Annotated in this window: 17 protein-coding genes; 6 read left to right on the top strand and 11 right to left on the bottom strand. The window is 69.4% G+C overall.

From position 1 onward, the window contains the following. Positions 1–313 precede the first annotated feature (313 nt). Both K4L06_RS22285 and K4L06_RS22280 read left to right on the top strand, forming a co-directional pair. Complete coding sequence (locus K4L06_RS22285; protein ID WP_221673439.1) at positions 314–2,260, top strand: oligopeptide transporter, OPT family; 1,947 nt, start codon at positions 314–316, stop codon at positions 2,258–2,260. A 115-nt stretch (positions 2,261–2,375) separates the two neighbouring features. Continuing rightward, positions 2,376–4,457, top strand: coding sequence for a S9 family peptidase (locus K4L06_RS22280; RefSeq protein ID WP_221673438.1), 2,082 nt, complete (start codon positions 2,376–2,378; stop codon positions 4,455–4,457). Positions 4,458–4,900: 443 nt separating this feature from the next. On the opposite strand, the gene K4L06_RS22275 is transcribed toward K4L06_RS22280, so the two are convergent. Then, positions 4,901–5,578, bottom strand: a complete 678-nt coding sequence (locus K4L06_RS22275; protein ID WP_221669623.1) for an IS1595 family transposase — start codon at positions 5,576–5,578, stop codon at positions 4,901–4,903. Between the two features lie 178 nt (positions 5,579–5,756). Here K4L06_RS22275 and K4L06_RS22270 point away from each other — a divergent pair, with 178 nt between their 5' ends. Then, positions 5,757–7,016 (top strand): DUF819 family protein, encoded by a 1,260-nt coding sequence (locus tag K4L06_RS22270; protein ID WP_221673437.1) that lies wholly within the window; start codon positions 5,757–5,759, stop codon positions 7,014–7,016. Between the two features lie 235 nt (positions 7,017–7,251). Here K4L06_RS22270 and K4L06_RS22265 read toward each other — a convergent pair whose 3' ends face one another. The 10 genes from K4L06_RS22265 to K4L06_RS22220 form a co-directional block, all read right to left on the bottom strand. Then, positions 7,252–7,473: a YbdD/YjiX family protein gene (locus tag K4L06_RS22265; protein ID WP_221673436.1), complete on the bottom strand. Its 222-nt coding sequence runs from the start codon at positions 7,471–7,473 to the stop codon at positions 7,252–7,254. A 1-nt stretch (position 7,474) separates the two neighbouring features. Then, the gene (locus K4L06_RS22260) at positions 7,475–9,547 is read right to left on the bottom strand and encodes a carbon starvation CstA family protein (RefSeq protein ID WP_221673435.1); all 2,073 of its coding nucleotides are present in this window, start codon (positions 9,545–9,547) and stop codon (positions 7,475–7,477) included. 523 nt (positions 9,548–10,070) lie between these two features. Further along, positions 10,071–11,063 (bottom strand): magnesium/cobalt transporter CorA, encoded by a 993-nt coding sequence (gene corA / locus K4L06_RS22255; protein ID WP_221673434.1) that lies wholly within the window; start codon positions 11,061–11,063, stop codon positions 10,071–10,073. Between the two features lie 38 nt (positions 11,064–11,101). Next, on the bottom strand, positions 11,102–12,331 hold the full coding sequence (locus K4L06_RS22250; RefSeq protein ID WP_343225804.1) for a DUF4105 domain-containing protein: 1,230 nt from the start codon (positions 12,329–12,331) through the stop codon (positions 11,102–11,104). A gap of 266 nt (positions 12,332–12,597) precedes the next feature. After that, entirely contained in the window at positions 12,598–13,467 is an 870-nt protein-coding gene (locus K4L06_RS22245) for a transporter associated domain-containing protein (protein WP_221673740.1), read from the bottom strand. A gap of 207 nt (positions 13,468–13,674) precedes the next feature. After that, positions 13,675–14,226, bottom strand: a complete 552-nt coding sequence (locus K4L06_RS22240; RefSeq protein ID WP_221673433.1) for a GspH/FimT family pseudopilin — start codon at positions 14,224–14,226, stop codon at positions 13,675–13,677. Between the two features lie 189 nt (positions 14,227–14,415). Then, the gene (ybeY, locus tag K4L06_RS22235; protein ID WP_221673432.1) at positions 14,416–14,895 is read right to left on the bottom strand and encodes an rRNA maturation RNase YbeY; all 480 of its coding nucleotides are present in this window, start codon (positions 14,893–14,895) and stop codon (positions 14,416–14,418) included. A gap of 87 nt (positions 14,896–14,982) precedes the next feature. Next, complete coding sequence (locus K4L06_RS22230) at positions 14,983–15,969, bottom strand: PhoH family protein (RefSeq protein ID WP_221673431.1); 987 nt, start codon at positions 15,967–15,969, stop codon at positions 14,983–14,985. 77 nt (positions 15,970–16,046) lie between these two features. Next, complete coding sequence (locus K4L06_RS22225) at positions 16,047–16,292, bottom strand: hypothetical protein (RefSeq protein ID WP_221673430.1); 246 nt, start codon at positions 16,290–16,292, stop codon at positions 16,047–16,049. Positions 16,293–16,303: 11 nt separating this feature from the next. Continuing rightward, on the bottom strand, positions 16,304–16,960 hold the full coding sequence (locus K4L06_RS22220) for a hypothetical protein (protein WP_221673429.1): 657 nt from the start codon (positions 16,958–16,960) through the stop codon (positions 16,304–16,306). Between the two features lie 253 nt (positions 16,961–17,213). Between K4L06_RS22220 and K4L06_RS22215 the strand changes: the two genes are divergently transcribed. From K4L06_RS22215 to K4L06_RS22205, 3 genes are all read left to right on the top strand, one after another. Then, positions 17,214–18,197 (top strand): 3-oxoacyl-[acyl-carrier-protein] synthase III C-terminal domain-containing protein, encoded by a 984-nt coding sequence (locus K4L06_RS22215; protein WP_221673428.1) that lies wholly within the window; start codon positions 17,214–17,216, stop codon positions 18,195–18,197. A gap of 66 nt (positions 18,198–18,263) precedes the next feature. Continuing rightward, on the top strand, positions 18,264–19,283 hold the full coding sequence (locus K4L06_RS22210) for an NAD-dependent epimerase/dehydratase family protein (RefSeq protein WP_221673427.1): 1,020 nt from the start codon (positions 18,264–18,266) through the stop codon (positions 19,281–19,283). Next, positions 19,280–20,158: an MBL fold metallo-hydrolase gene (locus tag K4L06_RS22205; RefSeq protein ID WP_221673426.1), complete on the top strand. Its 879-nt coding sequence runs from the start codon at positions 19,280–19,282 to the stop codon at positions 20,156–20,158. Before K4L06_RS22210 ends, K4L06_RS22205 begins: the two co-directional genes overlap by 4 nt. Positions 20,159–20,380: the final 222 nt, after the last annotated feature.

Genomic DNA, 20,380 nt, shown 5'->3' with positions numbered 1-20,380 from the left:
CGGTTCGGGCCGGACCGGGAGGCGCGAGTATAGGCCCGGGCGGGCGGCGCGCCGGTCGCAGCGGCGGACGCCGCCCGTGCCGGCCGGGCCGTCGCGGCGATGCGCGATCGCGCTTTTCCCCGATGAACGCGGAAAAACCCCGCTTTGCCGCGGCGGGCTCGGGGTTTGCGCAATCACGCTTTTTGCCGCACTGCACTTTTACAGGCGCCCGCGGCGGATGCGATCATCGGCGGATTGTGCGGCGCCGCCCGGCGGCGATCCCCACCCGCCCATACGCCGCCTTACCGCCCGACCTACCGCGATGGAGACGCCGATGGCATCGCCCGCAACGCAGAAGCAATTGACCTTCCGAGCCGTCGCGCTCTCGATTTTCCTGGCGGTGATCCTGGCCGCCGCCAACGCCTACCTGGGCCTGTTCGCCGGCCTGACCATCGCCACCGCGATCCCGGCCGCGGTGATCTCCATGGCGGTGCTGCGCCTGCTCGGCGGCGGCACCATCCTGGAGAACAACATCGTCCAGACCGGCGCCTCGGCCGGCTCGTCGATCGCCGCCGGGGTGATCTTCACCATCCCGGCGCTGGTGATCCTGGGCTACTGGCAGGATTTCCGCTATTCGTGGGTGCTCGCCATCGCCGGCCTCGGCGGCCTGCTCGGCGTGCTGTTCTCGGTGCCTCTGCGCCGTTCGATGATCGTCGAAGATCCGCTGCCCTTCCCCGAAGGCAAGGCCGCGGCCGAAGTGCTCAAGGCCGGCGAGAACCCGGGCCCGGGCATGAAGATCCTCGGCCTGGCGGGCGGCATCGGCGCGGTGCTCAAGCTCGCCGCCGAAAGCGGCATGAAGCTGATCCCGGACAACGCGGTGATCTCCGGCTTCATGGGCAAATACCTGGGCTACATGGGCACCAACCTGTCGCCGGCGCTGATCGGCGTGGGCTACATCGTCGGCCTCAACGTCGGCATCGTGGTCGTGTCGGGCTCGATCCTGTCCTGGCAGTTCGCGATTCCGATCTACCACATGTTCTTCCTCGACTCCGATCCGGCCCTGGCGGCGCGCATCGCCGGCGGCAGCGCGGCCGACATCGGCGGCGCGATCTGGTCGGCCAAGGTGCGCTACCTCGGCGTCGGCACCATGCTGATCGGCGGCGTGTGGACCCTGTTCTCGCTGCGCAAGTCGCTGCTGTCGGGGGTCAAGAGCGGCCTGGCCGCGGCGCGCAAGAGCGCGGCGGTCGGCGACGTCGCCGAGACCGACCGCGACCTGCCGATGAAGTGGATGCTGGTGGCCCTGGTCGGCTTCGTCATCCCGCTGCTGCTGCTGTACCAGGCCATCGTCGGCAACTGGTTCGTCAGCGTGCCGATGACCGTCATCATGATCGTCGCCGGCTTCCTGTTCGTGTCGGTGTCGGCCTATCTGGCCGGCCTGATCGGTTCGTCCAACAACCCGGTTTCGGGCATCACCATCTCCACCATCCTGTTCGCCTCGGCGGTGCTGGTGCTGATGCTGGGCCGCGACTCGCCCATCGGCGCGGTCGCCGCGATCATGATCGGCGCGGTGGTGTGCTGCGCGGCCGCGGTCGGCGGCGACAACCTGCAGGACCTCAAGGCCGGCTACATCGTCGGCGCCACGCCGTGGAAGCAGCAGCTGATGCTGGGCATCGGCGCGTTCTCCTGCGCGCTGATCATGGCGCCGGTGCTGAACCTGCTGTCCGCCGCCTACGGCATCGGCGCGCCGACGCCGGAACACCCCAACGCGCTGGCCGCGCCGCAGGCGACGCTGATGGCCTCGGTCGCCAAGGGCCTGTTCGGCGGCGAGCTGCCGTGGACGATGATCGGCATCGGCGCCGGCATCGGCGCGCTCATCATCGCCTTCGACGAATGGCTGAAGTCGCGCAAGGCCAAGTTCCGCGTGCCGGTGCTGGCCGCGGCGATCGGCATCTACCTGCCGCTGGAGCTGATGGTGCCGATCTTCCTCGGCGGCCTGCTCTCGCACATCGTCGGCCGCCGCCGCGGTCTGACCGCGAACAGCAGCGAAGAGGAAAGCGACCGCGTGCACCGTCCGGGCACCCTGTTCGCCGCCGGCCTGATCACCGGCGAGGCGCTGATGGGCATCGCCATCGCCTTCCCGATCGTGATCACCAGCAACCGCGAAGTGCTGGCGCTGCCGGAGCGATTCCACTTCGGTCCGCTGGTCGGCCTGGCCGTGTTGGCTGCGGTGGTGTGGTTGTTCTACCGCAGCAGCAAGAACGCGGCGGTGCCGCAGGCGTAAGTTCCAGGCGACGGCCCGGCAGCGATGCCGGGCCGTCGCGTTTTCGTTCCGATTCCGCAAACCCGGCCGCGCGCGGCGCCGCCGTTCCCGCATCGATCACGTTCAGAGGTTCGCCATGACGCCACGCCACGCTCTTCTGCCGCTGGCCCTGACCCTGGCCTGCGCGTCCGCGCCGGCTTTCTCGCTCACCCCGGCGGAGCCGCAGGGGCTGCAGATCCGCGATCTGGCCAGCATGGACCGCTTCTCCTCGCCGACCCTGTCGGCGGACGGCCGCCAACTGGTGTTCGCCAAGCGCAGCGTCGACTTCGCCGCCAACAAGTCGACCACCTCGCTGTGGATCGAGGACCTGTTCGCGCGCGACGCCGCGCCGCCCAAGCGGTTGAGCCCGGAAGGCTGGAACGTTAATTCGCCGGCGTTCGCGCCGGACGGCAAGAGCGTGTACTTCCTCAGCAGCAAGAACGGCAGCTCGCAGCTGTATTCGCTGCCGCTGAGCGGCGGCACGCCGAAGCAGATCACCGCCTTCGACGGCGACGTCGGCGGCTACCAGATCTCGCCCGACGGCAAGCGCGTCGCCTTCAACGCCGAAGCCTATCCCGACTGCGCGGCCGACCTGGCTTGCAGCAAGAAGAAGCTCGACGCGGCGGAGAAGAGCAAGGCTACCGGCAAGGTCTTCGACCGCATGTTCATCCGCCACTGGGACGCCTGGAACGACGGCCGCCTGAACCGGCTGTTCGTCGCCGAGTTGCCGGCCGCGGGCAAGACCGTGGCCAGCGCCAAGCTGGTCAGCGGCGAAGTCGTCGGCGACGTGCCCTCGCGTCCGTTCGGGGACAGCAGCGAATACACCTGGTCGCCCGACAGCCGGTCGCTGGTGTTCAACGCCCGCCGGGCCGACGCCAAGGAGCCGTGGTCGACCAACTTCGACCTTTACCAGGTCGGCGTCGACGGCGGCGCGGCCAAGAACCTGACCGCGTCCAACCCGGCCTGGGACACCGGCGCGGTGTTCAGCGCCGACGGCAAGACCCTGTACTACCGGGCGATGAAGCGCCCCGGCTTCGAGGCCGACCGCTTCGCCCTGATGGAACTCGACCTGGCCAGCGGCAAGGCGCGTGAGATCGCTCCGGACTGGGATCGCTCGGCCTCGGGCATCGTCCTGTCCAACGACGGCAAGACCATCTACACCACCAGTGAAGACCTCGGCCAGCAGCCGTTGTTCGGCGTCGACATCGCCAGCGGCAAGGCGACGCTGCTGATCGGCGAAGGCACGGTCGGTTCGGTCGCCCTGGCCGGCAAGACCCTGGCCTTCACCCGCAACAGCCTCAAGAGCGGCGACCAGATCTTCGTCGGCGGCCTCGACGGCGCGCCGCAGCGCGCGATCACGCCGAGCGCGTCGGAACTGCTGCCGGGAGTGAAGTTCGGCGATTTCGAACAGTTCGACTTCAAGGGCTGGAACGGCGACACCGTGCACGGCTACGTGGTCAAGCCGTGGAACTACCAGGAAGGCAGGAAGTACCCGGTCGCGTTCCTGATCCACGGCGGCCCGCAGGGCAGCTTCGGCAACGGCTGGAGCTACCGCTGGAACCCGCAGACCTACGCCGGCCAGGGCTATGCGGTGGTGATGATCGACTTCCACGGTTCGACCGGCTACGGCCAGGCCTTCACCGACGCGATCAGCCAGCACTGGGGCGACCGCCCGCTGGAAGACCTGCAGAAGGGCTGGGCCGCGGCGCAGAAGAAGTACGCCTTCCTCGACGGCGACAAGGCCTGCGCGCTGGGCGCGTCCTACGGCGGCTTCATGGTCAACTGGATCGCCGGCAATTGGCAGCAGCCGTGGAAGTGCCTGGTCAGCCACGACGGCGTGTTCGACCAGCGGATGATGGGCTACGCCACCGAAGAGCTGTGGTTCACCGAGTGGGAGCAGGGCGGCACCCCGTACGACAAGCCGGCCAGCTACGAGAAGTTCAACCCGGTCAACCACGTCAAGGACTGGAAGGTGCCGATGCTGGTGATCCACGGCCAGCTGGATTTCCGCATCCCGGTCGAGCAGGGCATCGGCGTGTTCACCGCGCTGCAGCGCCAGGGCATCGAGTCCAAGTTCCTGTATTTCCCGGACGAGAACCACTGGGTGCTCAAGCCGCAGAACAGCGTGCAGTGGCACGACACGGTCAACGGCTGGTTGAAGCAGCACATCGGCCAGTAAGCGCCATCGGCGCGGCGGCCGTTACGGCCGCCGCGTCCCCCGAGCTCCCGCGCAAGCAGTTCCCCCCTTTGAAGAGGGGGGCAGGGGGATTTGCTTTCGCGCCCTTGCCGACAGACGAGCAACGGCAAATCCCCCGCGCTCCGTACGCCACCCAGCAACCCGCCGGCGCCGGGCGCTGGCCCCCTTTTCCAAAGGGGGCACCGGTTCGAGCCCGCAGCCGACCCTTTCGCGCCGACAGTCCATCCCTTCGCGCCGACGACCCCCTTCGCGCCGACGGCTCCCTTCGCGAATCGCAACCGCCCACGCTTCGCGCTGCCGTTCCCCCTTGCGAACCGCAACCGCCCACGCTTCGCGCTGCCGTCCCCCCCCTTGCGAACCGCAACCGCCCACGCTTCGCGTACCGTTCCCCCCTTTGAAAAGGGTCTTAGGAAGCAAACAGCCCCTCAGAGTGGGTTGGATCGTAGCAACTTGAGGGTCGCCCGGTAGAGGTCTTCGTGGCGGTGGTTGAAGCGGAACTCGCACTCCTTCAGGTGCAGGTAGAAGGTGGCCTTGGGCACCCCGTTGAATTTGGCCAGGCGCCGCTTGGCGAAGCTCCAGAAGCTCTCGATGCCGTTGATGTGGTTGTCGCCCTCGGCGAAATGATTGCCGCTGTGGCGAATGCGCCAGTGCTTGGCATAGCCCAGGTCGACCAGGCCGTCGTAGCTGGACAGACAGTCGGAGAGGATTTCGCTCTCCAGGCGAATATGCCCACGAATTAAGGCCTGAAGCGTGGCGGTTTTGCAGTTGGGGACGATCTGGGTGTAGACGTGCTGGCCGCGTTTGAGCATGCCGAAGACGATGGTTTTCTTGCCGGCGCCGCGGCCGCGTTTGCCGCGCACGCGCCACGGTCCGAAGAAGGATTCGTCGACTTCCACCTGGCCGGTGAACGGCGAATGCTGCTCGCATTCGGTGGCGATGGCACGACGCAAGGCAAGGAAGATCGAGTTGACCGATCGCACGCTCAACCCGGTCAGTTGCGCGGTGCTGGTCGCGGTCAGGTCCAGGGCCCAGCAGCGCACGAGGGCCCGAAATCGGGCCTCGCTGATTTTCGAACGGCTGTAGTACCTATTTTTCTTATTCATTTCAGGAAGATAGCTGCGTTATGAGGCAGCTTTGCTTCCTAAGACCCTTTGAAAAAGGGGGCAGGGGGGATTTGCTTTGCCCGTCCGCGGCCCGTTCGCACCGCACGCACCACTGACCCTTGCCCGGCGGCGCCGATCCGAAGTAAAAGCGGGGACACTCACGCTTCGGAAGTCCGGCATGCAAGAACCCGCCCGCACGGCGCTCATCAGCAACGACATCGTCGTGCTCGGCCTGATCGCCGCCACCCTAGGCTTGGTGTTCTGGACCTCCTCGCGCGAGACCGGGTTGTGGAAGAAGTTCTACACCTTCGTCCCGGCCTTGCTGCTGTGCTACTTCATCCCCGGCATCTACAACACCATCGGCCTAGTCGACGGCCAAAACACCAAGCTCTACAACCCGGTCGCCAGCCGGGTGCTGCTGCCGGCGGCGCTGGTGTTGCTGACCCTGACCATCGATCTCAAGGGCGTGCTCAAGCTCGGTCCCAAGCTGCTGGCGATGTACGCGGTGTCCTCGCTGAGCGTGATGCTGGGCGCGGTGGTCGCGTTCCTGGTCATGCGCGCGCTGCATCCGGAAACGGTGGCCGGCGACACTTGGGGCGGCATGGCCGCGCTGGCCGGGAGCTGGATCGGCGGCGGCGCCAACATGCTGGCGATGAAGGAGATCTTCCAGGTCGACGCGACCACCTTCGGCCAGTTCGCGGTGGTCGACGTCGGCGTCGGCTATGTCTGGATGGCGGTGCTGATCTTCCTGGCCAGCCGGGCCGAGGCGATCGACGCGCGCAGCGGCGCCGACACTAGCGGCATCGAGGAACTCAAGCGCCGGATCGAGAGCTTCCAGGCCCAGCACCAGCGCGTGACCAGCCTGACCGACCTGGCGATGATCGTCGGCATCGCCTTCGGCGTGGTCGGCCTGGCCCATGCCCTGGCCGCGCCGCTGTCGGCCTGGTTCGGCGCCAACGTGTCCTGGGCGCGCACGGTCAGCCTGCACGAGCCGTTCTTCTGGGTGGTGGCGATCTCGACCTTCGCCGGCCTGGGCCTGAGCTTCACCCGCGCGCGCGAGCTGGAAGGCGCCGGCGCCTCCAAGATCGGCAGCCTGCTGCTGTATTTCCTGATCGCCTGCATCGGCCTGCAGATGGACATCCTGGCCCTGCTCGACAAGCCCTGGCTGTTCGCCCTGGGCCTGATCTGGATCGCCGTGCATATCGCGATCCTGTGGGGCGTGGGCCGCTTGCTGCGGGTGCCGCTGTTCTATTTCGCGATCGGCTCGCAGAGCAACATCGGCGGGCCGGCTTCGGCGCCGGTGGTGGCTTCGGCCTTCCATCCCTCGCTGGCGCCGGTCGGCGCCCTGCTCGGCGCGCTCGGCTACGCCACCGGCACCGGCCTGGCCTACGTGGTCGGGATCACCCTGCGCTCGCTGGCCGGCGCCGCGCCGGTCTGATTGTCTTGTAGGAGCGGCGTTAGCCGCGACAGGAGAGACGAGGTACGCGAGCGCGGTGGCCGAAGCGGATCTCCGCGATCGTCGGCTGCGGTCGGTGGCGTGGTATCGCAACGCTTCGGTTGTCGCGGCTTGCGCCGCTCCTACCGGGGGGCGGCAACGCCGACCAAAGAACGTCGCTAAAAAAAGGCCGCCCGGAGGCGGCCCTTTTCGTTTTCGTCGCTCGCGTCGCAGCGGCTCAGCAACAGCCGAACCGCCCGCCGCCGTAGCGCGCCTGCTGGCGTTCGCGGAAGAAGGTCGCGTAGTCCGGGATCGGCCGCTCCGGGTGCTTCTCCATCAGGTGGCGGACATAGTTGTCGTAGTCCGGCACCCCGCAGCACAGCCGCGCGGTCTGCACCAGGCGGCGCCAGGTGCGCTTGTACAACTGGTACTGGCTGGCCGGGACGAGTGCGGTGCCCATCTCAGATATTCCCCATTTCGTGCGGCTTCAGGGCCACGTAGGGCGACTCGCGGTCGCTGCGCTGCGGGTTGGCGCGGGCCTTGAGCACGGCGCCGATCGAGTACGCCAGCACGCTGAACACCACGAACAGGAACAGCGCGGTCAGGCCGGTGTTGACGTAGCTGTTGACCATGATCTGCTGCATCTGCTCGATGCTCTTGGCCGGCGCGACCACTTCGCCCTTGGCGATCGCGGCGCTGTACTTGTTGGCCTGGGCGAGGAAACCGACCGCCGGATTGCCGTCGAAGATCTTGATCAGGCCGGCCGCGCTGGTGCAGATCAGCAGCCACGCCGTCGGCACGATGGTGACCCAGGCGTAGCGGTCGCGCTTGAGCTTGAACAGCGCCACCGTGCACAGCATCAGGGCGATGCCGGCGAGCATCTGGTTGGCGATGCCGAACAGCGGCCACAAGGTGTTGATGCCGCCGAGCGGATCGACCACGCCCTGGTACAGGAAGTAGCCCCACAAGGCGACGCAGCCGGCGGTGGCGAGCAGGTTCGGGCCCCAGGCCTCGGTGCGGCGCAGCGCCGGCACGAAGCTGCCGAGCAGGTCCTGCAGCATGAAGCGGCCGGCGCGGGTGCCGGCGTCGACCGCGGTGAGGATGAACAAGGCCTCGAACAGGATCGCGAAGTGGTACCAGAACGCCATCGTGTTCTCGCCCGGCAGCACGTTGTGCAGGATCTGGGCGATGCCGACCGCCAGCGTCGGCGCGCCGCCGGCGCGGGCGAGGATGGTGTGTTCGCCGATGTCCTTGGCGGTGGCCTCCAGCACTTCCGGGGTGACGCTGAAGCCCCAACCGCTGATGGTCTGCGACACCGCGTGCACGTCGCTGCCGACCAGGGCCGCGGGGCTGTTCATGGCGAAGTACACGCCCGGGTCGATCACCGAGGCGGCGACCAGGGCCATGATCGCGACGAAGGACTCCATCAGCATGCCGCCGTAGCCGATGTAGCGCATGTGCGACTCGTTGGCGAGCAGCTTGGGCGTGGTGCCGGACGAGATCAGCGCATGGAAGCCGGACACCGCGCCGCAGGCGATGGTGATGAACAGGAACGGGAACAGGCCGCCCTTCCACACCGGGCCGTTGCCGTCGGTGAACTGGGTCAGCGCCGGCATGCGCAGGTCGGGCATGACGATGAAGATGCCGATGGCCAGGCCGACGATGGTGCCGATCTTGAGGAAGGTCGACAGATAGTCGCGCGGCGCCAGCACCAGCCACACCGGCAGCACCGCGGCGACGAAGCCGTAGCCGATCAGCATCCAGGTGATCTGGGTGCCGGTGAAGGTGAAGGCCGGGCCCAGCACCGGATCGGCCGCGACCTTGCCGCCGTACCAGATCGCCGCCAGCAGCAGGACCAGGCCCACGATCGAGATCTCGCCGATCTTGCCCGGTCGGATGTAGCGCATGTACACGCCCATCAGCACCGCGATCGGGATCGTCGCGATCACCGTGAACATGCCCCAGGGGCTTTCGGCCAGCGCCTTGACCACGATCATCGCCAGCACGGCGAGGATGATGATCATGATCAGGAAGGCGCCGAACAGGGCGATGGTGCCGGGCACGCGGCCCATCTCCTCGCGCACCAGGTCGCCGAGCGAGCGGCCGTTGCGGCGGCTGGACACGAACAGGACCATGAAGTCCTGCACCGCGCCGGCCAGCACCACGCCAACGATCAGCCACAGCAGGCCGGGCAGGTAGCCCATCTGCGCCGCCAGCACCGGGCCGACCAGCGGGCCGGCGCCGGCGATCGCGGCGAAATGGTGGCCGAACAGCACGTGCTTGTTGGTCGGCACGTAGTCCAGGCCGTCGTTGTGGATCACCGCCGGCGTAGCGCGGGTGGGGTCGAGCTGCATCACCTTGTTGGCGATGAACAGCGAGTAGTAGCGGTAGGCGACCAGATAGATCGACACCGCCGCGACCACGATCCACAACGCGTTGATGTGTTCGCCGCGACGCAGCGCGATGGTGCCGAGGCAGAACGCCCCGAGGACTGCGAGGGCCGCCCAGCCCAATTTGCCGAGACCACCTTTCATGACGACCCTCCCAGTTTGACCCTCAGAGGGTCGCGCCGGGGGCGGCACGGGTCAATGCGCAATGCCGCAAACCCGGCTGATACTTTGGTCTTAGGGGGCGATTCGGGCCGCTGGCGGTGCGGTTTCGGGCGTCGGGGAGTGCCGATGGCGGGCTCGGTGCGGCGAGGGCTGAGCCAAGGCCAAACCAAAGCGCCCAAAGCCAAAGCAAATCCCCCGGCGCCGCTGGAGCCGCCTGACTTCGTGCCGTCTCAGGCGCCAGCCCCCTTTTTCAAAGGGGGCGAGTTGTCGTGCGCGGCAGCGCGTGGGGGCCTGTCGCAGCAGGAATGGTGGCCTGTCGCAACGGGAGTGGTGGCCCGTCTCACGAGTCGGAGCGTACCCAGCTGGCAACGATCGCCGCTGCCTTTTGCTGTCGCTTCCGCTTCCGCTGCCGCCGCCGTCGTTTCTGAAGCGGCCGCCGCCCTTGCTGTTCCCCCCTTTGAAAAAGGGGGGCAGGGGGGATTTGCTGTTCGCCCTTACCGCGCCCCTACAACCACTTAGCCCGCTTGAAGCCGAAGTACAGCACGATGCAGACCGCGATCACCGTGCCGATCAGGATCGCGTAGCTCCACTGCCCGGCCAGTTCCGGCATATGGGTGAAGTTCATTCCGTACCAGCTGGCGATCAGGGTCGGCGCGGCCAGCAGCGCCGCCCAGGCGCCGAGGCGCTTGACGATCTCGCCCTGGCGCACGGTCACCAGCGACAGGTTGACGCTGACCGCGGTGGTCAGCATCTCGCGCAAGGTGTCGGTGGTTTCGTTGATGCGCACGGCATGGTCGAGCACGTCGCGGAAATACAGCTGGATTTCCTCGTCGATCAGGCCGCCGCGCGAGCGCGCGAGCTGGCCCAGGATGTCCTGCAAGGGCGACACCGCCATGCGCAGGCGGGTCAGTTCGCGCTTGAGGTCGTACAGTTCCTGCACGGTGTCCTTGCGGAAATCCTCGGCGAAGATGTCCTTCTCCAGTTCGTTGAGCTCCAGGGTGAAGCCTTCGACGATCGGCATGAAGTTGTCGACCACGCTGTCGAGCACCGAATACAGCGCCGCGCCGGGGCCGTGCTCGAGCAGGTCGGGCTCGCGCTCCATCCGCGCCCGCGCGTTCTTGTAGCTGACCGAGGCGCCGTGGCGCACGGTGACCAGGTAGCGCGGGCCGACGAACAGGTGGGTCTCGCCGAAGCGGATCCGGTTGTCGATCTTCTGCGCGGTATGGATGGCGATGAACAGCGAGTTGCCGTAGGACTCGATCTTCGGTCGCTGGTGGGCGTTGTGCGCGTCCTCGACCGCCAGGTCGTGCAGGCCGAATTCTTCCTGCAGTTTGTCCAGGATGCCTTCGTCCGGCTCGTACAGGCCGACCCAGACGAAGCTGCCGTCGTCGACGGCGAGCACGTCGCTGATCTCGTCCAGGCCGATGTCGCGGCGCTTGCCGTCGCGGCCGTAGGCGGCCGCGTTGATGACGCATTGGGGCAGGTCGGGCGTGGTCATGCCGGCATCCTGCCCGCGCTCGCCGGCACGGGCAAGCCTCAGGCCAAGCGCAATCGGGCGGCTTTGCGGAAGCCGACCCACAGGCCGACGTGGATCGGCAGCCACAGCGCGATCCAATGCAGGTTGCGCTGCGGGTACACCGGCAGCCAATACAGGAACAGCGCCGCCAGCGCGCACAGGGCCACCAGCGCGGTCAGCCAGACGAAGCCCGAACCGGTCTCGCGGCCGAACAGCGCGCGCAGGCCGCCCAGCCACAGCAGCAGGCACAGCGGGTTGAACAGCAGCAGGTTGCGGTTGGCCCAGATGTAGTCGTGGCCAGTGCCGGCCCAGGCGTAGACCAGCACCGCGCCGACCGCGCCCAGCGCGCCCCACAGCGGCAACGCGGCGAAGGCCAGCACGCGCGGGCTGCGGTCGCCGATCCAGGCCAGCGCCGCGCCCAGCGCCAGCCCGGCCAGGGCCCAGGGCCACCACGGCAGCGGCTGGCCTTCGGGTTCCGGCGAGATCTGATGCGGCAGCAGGCTGCGCTCTTCGGCCACCAGCGGCCGGCCTTGCGGGTTCTTGACCTCGCGCAGCGCCGCGGCCAGCCGGCCCGGCACGTAGGACTCGGCCCACACCGGCACCGGCAGGTCGGCCTTGGGACCCATCATCACGTCCAGCAACACCCACATCCACGGTTCCGGCGAAGACAGCCGCAGCGCTTCGCTGCGCAAGGTATTGCCGTGCGAGCGGCCCTCGGTCTGGCGGCGCAGTTCGCCGCCGATCGCGCGATCGATGGCGTCGCGCACGCGGGTGGCGCAGTTGTCGTCGAAGTACTGGTAGCGGTAGTAGGAATTCTCGGGCAAAGCGTTCAGGCGCAGCGCTTCGGCCAGCTCGCGCGCCTGCGCCGGGGTCAGGTCCAGCCATTGCAGGCTCACGCCGCGGCCTTCGTGCGCGTACTGCGACATGTCGGCGTCGAACGGCAGCGCCAGCAGGCGGTAGCGCATGTCGTTGCGGACGAAGCGCTGGACGAAATCGGGCTCGCTGGGGTCGAAGTAGCCGAAGTTGTACGAGATCGCTTCGCCGTTGTCCGGATTCAGCACCACCAGGGCGTCGTGGCCGAAGCGCGACCAGAACTCTTCGCCCGGTTGCATGGTGACCATGCCGATCCGCGGCGGCTTGGCGCCGGCCGCGCTGGCCGGGGCCGGCGGCGGGGCGGCGTGGACGAAGGCGGACAGGAGCAGCAGGGCGGCGAGGGCGTAGAGCCGGACGAATCGGGGGAATGCGGTCACGGGCAGCCTGGTCCGGCGGGGCGGTGGCGGCCATTGTAAACAGGCCCAGGCGGCGGTCGGCCGTGCGCGGGCGCGGTGACGCCCGGTGCTGGCCGTTATCGCGGCTGGGCTTGTCGCACCGGGCAGAAGCGCGCGAGCGGGCGCGGTTGCGGCCGGCCATCGCGGCGACGCTGCGGCGGGCGCAAGCGTCCGTCGCGCCGCCGGGCCGGCAGCGCGTAGGGATGCGGGATCGAAACGGCGGCCGGCGCGGAGCCGGCCGCGCGGACTCAGCCGTTGCCGAGCACGCCGACGTGGAAGGCGTGCACCCGGCGCGCGTCGGCGCTGGCGACGCGGAACACGAAGCGGTCCAGGGTCAGCTCTTCGCCGGCCTCGGGCAGGTGGCCGATCGCGGCGATGATCAGGCCGCCGATGGTGTCGTACTCGTCGTCGTCGAAATCGGCGCCGAAGCGCTCGTTGAAGTCGGCGATCGGGGTCAGCGCGTCGACCACGTACTGGCCGTCGGCCTGGGCCGCGATCAGCGCGTCCGGGTCTTCGGCGTCGTCGTGCTCGTCGTCGATCTCGCCGACGATCTGCTCCAGCACGTCCTCGATGGTCAGCAGGCCGGCGACGCCGCCGTGCTCGTCGATCACGATCGCCATGTGGTTGCGCGACTGGCGGAACTCGCGCAGCAGCACGTCCAGGCGCTTGGACTCGGGGATCAGCACCGCCGGACGCAGCAGCTCGTGGATGGTGCCGGGACCGTTGTCGGCGACCACGCCGCGCAGCAGGTCCTTGGCCAGCAGGATGCCGAGGATCTCGTCCTTGTCTTCGCCGTGGACCGGGAAGCGCGAGTGGCCGGACTCGACCACCAGCTTCATCAGGTCGAGGAACTTGGCGTCGGCCGGCAAGGCGACCATCTGCGAGCGCGGAATCATCACGTCGCCGACGGTGAGGTCGGAGACGGCGATCGCGCCTTCCATCATTCGCAGGGTGTCGGCGGCGATGAGGCCGTCGGACTGCGCGTCGCGCAGCAACTCGACCAGGTCTTCGCGGGAACTGGGTTCGCCCGACAGCGCGGAACTGATGCGGTCGAGCCAGGAGCGCCGTTTCTCGTGGTGTTCCGGCGCGTGGGTGCTACTACTGTCGTCCTCGGACATTCGATTCATGAACTGTGCCCCCGGGGGGAGGGCTGTGGGCCAAGTCTAACCCGGAAGGTCCTACCGGACCGTGGCAGGGCCGCCGTCCGCCCTGCCGCCGCGCTCCGCCCGTCGTCGCAACGGCAGCGGAACCGTCGCGCCGACGGACGCTTCCCGCCCGGTCTTCGCCGTCGCGCATCGCCGGCTCGCGCTGGCCGGACCGGGCGGCTAACCGCCGGTCGGGGGGCGGCCGTAGCGGCAGGCGGCGGTCTGGGCGGCGCTGGCGGCGTCCAGGCGTACCCGCCCCGGATTGGACAGCACCAGCAGGCCGGCCTCGCCGGCGCCGGACGAGCACAGGGTGAAGGTCAGATTGGAGCCGGCGCTGTCGCCCTCGGGCTGGAACACGATCCGGGTCCGTCCGGCGGTGCTGAGCAGGCGGATGTCGCCGGCGAGCGCGCGCCGGCGCTGGATCAGGGTGTCGCTGGGGCCGTAGCGGCGATCGCCGTCGACGTCGGCGAACACCAGCCAGCCGGCGCTCCAGTCGGTGCTCGCCCGGCAGCCGCCGCCGTCCGGCGCGGGGCAGATCACGGTCGCGCTGCCGGTGGCGACGGCGACCCGGTTGGCGTGCAGGAAACTCTCGGCCAGGGCCAGGCGGGCGTGGCCGATGCGGGCGCGGGCCACGGCATGCTGCAAGGCCGGCACGGCGAAACCGAACAACAGGAAGCCGATCGTCAGGGCGATCGCCACCTCGAGCAATGTGATGCCGCGCATCGTGCGCATGAGCGTTCCTCCTGGAAGAGGCGCTCAGTGTCGGCGTCGATCGGGCCGTCGGACATCGGCGCCCGTCGCGACGCGGGGTCGGATTTTCCGGGTGACGATGTCGGAACTTTGCCTGGACGAATGTGCCAGCTAACGCGGGCAGGGACGGAGGGGGTTAAGCACCGCTTAACCCACTGCGTCCCTATGCCTCTATTCGCGATACGGGTCGGCGATGCCGAGCCCGGCGAGGATCTCGCGCTCCAACTGCTCCATGCATTCGGCTTCGCGCTCGTCTTCGTGGTCCCAACCGAGCAGGTGCAGGACGCCGTGCACGGTCAGGTGGGCGTAGTGGTCGTTGAGCGCTTTCTTCTGTTCGCGCGCCTCGCGCGCGACCACCGGGGCGCAGATCACCAGGTCGCCGAGCAGCGGCAGGCGCACGCCCTCGGGCAGGCCTTCGGGCAGGTCGGCGGGAAAGCTGAGCACGTTGGTGGCGTAGTCGCGGCCGCGGTAGTGGCGGTTCAGCGCGCGGCCTTCCTTGCTGTCGACCAGGCGCAGCGCCAGGTCGGCTTCGCGGATGCGTCCGGCCAGCGCCGCCGCGACCCACTTGCGGAAGCTGGTCGCGGCCGGCAGGCCTTTGCGCGGCATCGCATAGTTGACGGTGACATCGAGTCGGACGGGGCCTTGGGTCATTACGGCGTTCACTGCGTTGGTTGCGGCGCTTCGCGGAGCGTGCCGGTGCCGCGGACGGAAGCGCCGTCCCGCGGTCACCCGGCCGGATCAGGCGGAAGGCCCGGTCTCGGCGTCCTTGGCGTCGCGCGCGTCGTAGGCGCTGACGATGCGCGCGACCAGGGGATGGCGGACCACGTCCTTGGCCTCGAAGAAGGTGAAGCTGATGCCGTTGACGTTGCGCAGCACGTCCAGCGCATCCTTGAGCCCGGACTTCTGGTGCTTGGGCAGATCGATCTGGGTCAGGTCGCCGGTGACCACCGCGGTGCTGCCGTAGCCGATCCGGGTCAGGAACATCTTCATCTGTTCGATGGTGGTGTTCTGCGCTTCGTCGAGGATCACGTAGGCGTCGTTGAGGGTGCGTCCGCGCATGTAGGCCAGCGGCGCGATCTCGATGACGTTCTTCTCCAGCAGCTTGACCACTTTCTCCACGCCCAGCATTTCGTACAGGGCGTCGTACAGCGGGCGCAGATAGGGGTCGACCTTCTGGGTCAGGTCGCCGGGCAGGAAGCCGAGCTTCTCGCCGGCCTCGACCGCCGGGCGCACCAGGATCAGGCGCTGCACCCGCGCTTCGTTCAGGGCTTCGACCGCGCTGGCGACGGCGAGGAAGGTCTTGCCGGTGCCGGCCGGGCCGATGCCGAAGTTGATGTCGTGGGTGGCGATGGCGTGCAGGTACTTGGCCTGGTTGGCGCCGCGGCCGCGGATGGTGCCGCGCTTGACCCGGATCGCGACTTCCTGCGGCTCGATGTCGTCGGCGACGATCTGCTCGACCCCGGCCTCGCTCAGCGCCAGGTGCACCGCGTTCTCGTCCAGGGTCTGCTCGGCGGCCTCCCGCCACAGGCTGCGCAGCAGCTTTTCGGTCCTGCCGACCGCGGCCAGCGGGCCGTCGATGCGGAACACGTTGCCGCGATTGGCGATTTCCACGCCCAGGCGCAGCTCGATCATGCGCAGATGACCGTCGAACGGGCCGTTGAGGTTGGCCAGGCGTTCGCTGTCGGCGGGGTCGAGGGCGAATTCGGAAGCGGTTCGGGCGGGCATGAGAGCGGGGTGAGGCGGTAGCGCGTTGGGGTCTGAAAGCTTGCGCCTGTCGCCGGGTTTTCGCAAAGCCGTGCGGTTCAGGCGCGCGGCGGGCGGCCTGCGCGCCAGCTGCGCCAGATCCGCACCGCGCCCATCGCGGTCAGCAGCACCGAACCGATCAGCCACAACAGGGTGATCGCGTCGGCGTCGAAACCGCCGCCGCGGGTGGCGCGCATCAGCGAGCGCACCAGGCCGAGCAGGCCGAGGCCGAAAAACCAGAAGCCGACCGCGTCGCGCGTCGTTCGGGGGGAGTTGGGCGAGGTATCGGGAGTGGTATCGGGCATGGCGGCGTCCTTCAACGGCAGGCGACAGCGGGCGGGGGCACAGCTCGCCACAAGGGCGCGCCGGCGAGCAAGAGACCCAAGGTCGCGGTGAGCAGGCCGCCGGCGATGTCCCAGGCGTAATGCTGGCCGGTGGCGATCACGCTCGGCGCCAGCGCGGCCAGGCCGACCGCGACCGCGCCGCGGGCGCGCGGATACTGCGCGGCGAAACCGACCGCGGCCACCGCCGGAATGGTGATGTGGCCGGACGGAAAGCAGTTGTGCGGCCCGTCCAGCGCATACAGCGCGCGCCAGGCGGCCTCGGTCCAGGCATCCAGGCCGTCCGGCAGCGGCCGGCGCGCGATCCGGGTCGGCCAGGCCAGCCACACCGCCGCATTGAGCCCGGCGGCAAGGGCGAAAGCGCGCAAGGTGGCGTAGAACAGCGCGCGTTCGCGAATCGCCAGCGCCAGCGCCGGCCCGGTCGCCAACATCGCCCAGTACGGCCAGATCGCCCAGGCCCGCCAACCGATCGCCGCGTCGACGAGGCTGGGCGGCAGGCTCGACGGCGGGCGCCAGGGCTGGGCGTTGATGCCCAGGTAGACGAGCGCGCCGAGCAGCGTCGTCGCCAGCACGATGGCGAGGCGGCGCGGCCAGGGCAGGACGGCGGGCGGCGAGGGAGGGTTCGCGTGCAAGGCGCGGCGAGGAGGCGGGACGGGCGTCGAGCATGGGCGATGCGCGCGGTCCAGGCCAGTGGCCGCGGCAGTCGGTCCGTATCGGCAAACCGCGAGGCAAGGCTCATACTGCGTCGCGATGAGGGATATCCAGAACATCGATCGGGAACGTGCAGATCAAGAGCGTGCGCAGCGCGAGCCGCAGCCCGCCGCGCCGGCCGATGCGGGCGAGCCGCGGCGCCGCCGCGACGCCGGCCCGGAGCTGGATTGGCGTGTGCGCATCGCCGGGCTCGGCCGCTACCTGCCGCAACGCCGCGTCGCCAGCGCCGAAATCGAAGCGCGCGCCGGCCTGGCCGAGGGCTGGGCGCTGCAGCACAGCGGCGTGGCGTTCCGTCATTGGGCCGAACCCGAGCGCGAACGCGCCAGTTGGATGGGCGCGCAGGCCGCGCTGCAGGCCTGCGAGCGCGCCGGCATCGCGCCGGAGCAGGTCGAGCTGATCGTCAACGCTTCAGGATCGGCCGAGCGGGCGATTCCCGACGGCGGCCCCTTGCTGCAGCGCGAACTCGGACTCGGCCGATCGGGTATCCCGGCCCTGTCGGTGCATGCGACCTGCCTGAGCTTCGTCGCCGCGGTGGAGATGGCGGCCGAACGCATCCACCACGGCCGGATCGAACGCGCCCTGGTGGTCAGCAGCGAGATCGCCTCGGTCGGTTTGAACTTCGCCGACGCCGAAGTCTGCACCCTGTTCGGCGACGGCGCCGCGGCGGCGGTGCTGGAGCGCGCGCCGGACGACAGCCCGAGCCGGATCCACCGGGTCGCCTGGCGCACCCTGGGCGAGGGCGTGGAGTTGACCACCTTGCGCGGCGGCGGCAGCTGGCGGCCGCCGTTGGGCGCGTCGACCCGGCCGGAAGACGCCTACTTCAGCATGCAGGGGCCGGCGGCATTGCGCAGCGGCATCCGCCTGGTACCGCACGTGATGCGCGCGCTGGCGCTGGAAGACCGGCAGGCGCGGCGCGAACTGCGCTGGGTGGTCAGCCACCAGGCCAGCCGCGCCGCGCTGGAAGTGATCGAGCAGATCGGCTTCGACCATGCGCGCCTGGTGCGCACGCTCGAGCAGACCGGCAACTGCATCGCGGCTTCGATTCCGCTGGCGCTGGAGCAGGGCGTGCGCGAAGGCGCGATCCGCCGCGGCGAACGCGGCGTGCTGCTCGGTACCGGCGCCGGCCTGTCCGGGGTCGGCATGACCCTGACCTACTGAGATGCCGGTGCCGAGGACTAACCGAGTTTGCGGTCCGCGGACCTCCAGGGCGAAGGAGCGGGCGGCATGAGCGCGCCGCGCCGCATCGTCGTCACCGGCGCGACCGGTTTTCTCGGCGGCGCGCTGGCCCGCCGCCTGGCCGCGGCGCGGCCCTGGGACCGGGTGCTCGGCCTGGGCCGCGACGCCGCGCGCGGCCGCGCCCTGCAGGCGCAGGGAGTCGAGTTCGCCGCGCTCGACCTGACCGATGCCGCAGCGGTGCACCGCGCCTTGCGCGGCGCCGACATCGTCGTGCATGCCGCGGCGCTGTCGAGTCCATGGGGCCGGCGCGCGGATTTCGTCGCCGCCAACATCGACGCCAGCGATCACGTCGCCGAAGCCTGCGTCGCCCATCAGGTGCGGCGGTTGGTGCACATCTCCACGCCCGGCATCTATCACGACGGCCGTCCGCAGCGGAACATCCGCGAAGACCAGCCGTTGCCGGCGCGCGCGGTCAACGACTACGCCGCGACCAAGCTGATCGCCGAACGGCGGGTGCTGGCGCGCTGCGCCGACGGCGGAGTGACCGCGATCGCGTTGCGGCCGCGGGCGATCTTCGGTCCCGGCGACAGCGCGATCCTGCCGCGCCTGGCCGATGCGCTGCGCCGCGGCCGGCTGACGCGGCTGGGCGCCGAGGACTGCGAGGTCGACCTGACCTACGTCGACAACGCGGTCGACGCGATCGTGCTGGCGATGGACGCGTCCTGGCGCCTGGCCGGTCGCGTATACAACATCAGCAATGGCGAACCGGTGCGGATCTGGAGCGTGATCGACCGCCTCGCCGATGCGCTGTCGCTGCCGCGCCCGCAGCGGCGCCTGCCGCGGCCGCTGGTGCTGGCGCTGGCCAGCGCGGTCGAGGCCGGTTACCGGCATCTGCGTCCGGATCGCGAACCGCCGCTGCTGCGCTACGGCATCGAGTTGTTGAGCGTGGACATGACCCTGGACATCGGCCGTGCCCGCGCCGAACTCGGCTATCGGCCGCGGGTGGGCATGGACGAAGCCTTGAACCGCACCCTGGCCGAGCTGGCGCGCAAGGAACCGCGGCGGTGAGCGCGGGCGTTGCGCTCAGCCTCGGCGTGTCCGGCCACAGCTGCGCGTCGCCGCGCCATCTCGGCCTGGGCGGCGGACCGGCGCTGAGCTTCCCGGCCGGCTGGGCCCTGATCGAACATCCGCGCCACGGCGCGGTCCTGTTCGACTGCGGTTACGGCGCCGCCGCGCGCGCGGCGATGCGCCGCGGCCTGCGCCGGATCTACCGGCATGCGATCCACGCCTGCTCGGCGGCGCACACCGACGCGGCCAGCCTGCTGCAGCAGCGCGGCCTGCGCTGCGCCGACATCGGCACGGTGGTGCTGAGCCATTTCCACCCCGACCACATCGGCGGGCTGGCGCCGTTCGCCAAGGCGCGTTTCGTCGTCCATGCGCAGGCCTGGCGGCAGGTCCAGCGCGGCGGCTGGTTCGGTTTGCTGCACGCGCAGATCTGGAAGGAGCTGCTGCCGGCGGATTTCGCCGCGCGCCTGGACTGCCTGGACGAACGCGGCGCAGGTGCGCTGGACGGCGATCTGGCCGGGTTCGGGCCCGGCTGGGATTTGTTCGGCGACGCCAGCGTGGTCGTGCTGCCCTTGCCGGGGCATGCGCGCGGCCAGATCGGCCTGGCGCTGCGTACCGTCGAGGGCGAGCGGGCCGTGCTCGCGGCCGATGCGTTCTGGCGCCGCGAGCAGTTGCAGCGCGAGGTCGAGCTGCCGTGGCTGACGCGCTGGCTGGCGGTGGACGACGCGGCGGCCTATCGCCGCACCGTGCAGCGGCTGGCGCAGTTCCAGCGCGAACATCCGCAGGCTTGGGTGATTCCCGCGCACTGCGCCGACACCCTGGGGCGATGGCGCGTCCGTCATCCCCACGCCGTCCTCGACGAACCTGCTCCCCTGTAGGGGCGGTGTCCCACAGGGATTTCCTTCGGTCACAAGCCGCGACCGCCATCTCGCCCGTTCGCCGCGTCTTTGTCCTGTGCCCCTGTAGGAGCGGCGTGAGCCGCGACCGCGTTCTTACGGTTTCGCGCCGTCTGTCGTTCGAAGGCTTCTAAAGCTTCAAAGCTCTAAAGCAAAGCTCCAAAGCAAAGCTTCCGTCCGCAAGCGGCCGGGTCACTTTCTTTG

Origin of the sequence: Lysobacter sp. BMK333-48F3, from assembly GCF_019733395.1 — a bacterium.
Lineage (GTDB): Bacteria > Pseudomonadota > Gammaproteobacteria > Xanthomonadales > Xanthomonadaceae > Lysobacter.
This window is presented reverse-complemented; position numbering and strand designations above follow the sequence as displayed.

Coding starts and splice junctions, on each gene's coding strand:
- K4L06_RS22285 (WP_221673439.1), top strand. CDS start 314: ATGGCATCGCCCGCAACGCAGAAGCAATTGACCTTCCGAGCCGTCGCG.
- K4L06_RS22280 (WP_221673438.1), top strand. CDS start 2,376: ATGACGCCACGCCACGCTCTTCTGCCGCTGGCCCTGACCCTGGCCTGC.
- K4L06_RS22275 (WP_221669623.1), bottom strand. CDS start 5,578: ATGAATAAGAAAAATAGGTACTACAGCCGTTCGAAAATCAGCGAGGCC.
- K4L06_RS22270 (WP_221673437.1), top strand. CDS start 5,757: ATGCAAGAACCCGCCCGCACGGCGCTCATCAGCAACGACATCGTCGTG.
- K4L06_RS22265 (WP_221673436.1), bottom strand. CDS start 7,473: ATGGGCACCGCACTCGTCCCGGCCAGCCAGTACCAGTTGTACAAGCGC.
- K4L06_RS22260 (WP_221673435.1), bottom strand. CDS start 9,547: ATGAAAGGTGGTCTCGGCAAATTGGGCTGGGCGGCCCTCGCAGTCCTC.
- corA (WP_221673434.1), bottom strand. CDS start 11,063: ATGACCACGCCCGACCTGCCCCAATGCGTCATCAACGCGGCCGCCTAC.
- K4L06_RS22245 (WP_221673740.1), bottom strand. CDS start 13,467: ATGTCCGAGGACGACAGTAGTAGCACCCACGCGCCGGAACACCACGAG.
- K4L06_RS22240 (WP_221673433.1), bottom strand. CDS start 14,226: ATGCGCACGATGCGCGGCATCACATTGCTCGAGGTGGCGATCGCCCTG.
- ybeY (WP_221673432.1), bottom strand. CDS start 14,895: ATGACCCAAGGCCCCGTCCGACTCGATGTCACCGTCAACTATGCGATG.
- K4L06_RS22230 (WP_221673431.1), bottom strand. CDS start 15,969: ATGCCCGCCCGAACCGCTTCCGAATTCGCCCTCGACCCCGCCGACAGC.
- K4L06_RS22225 (WP_221673430.1), bottom strand. CDS start 16,292: ATGCCCGATACCACTCCCGATACCTCGCCCAACTCCCCCCGAACGACG.
- K4L06_RS22210 (WP_221673427.1), top strand. CDS start 18,264: ATGAGCGCGCCGCGCCGCATCGTCGTCACCGGCGCGACCGGTTTTCTC.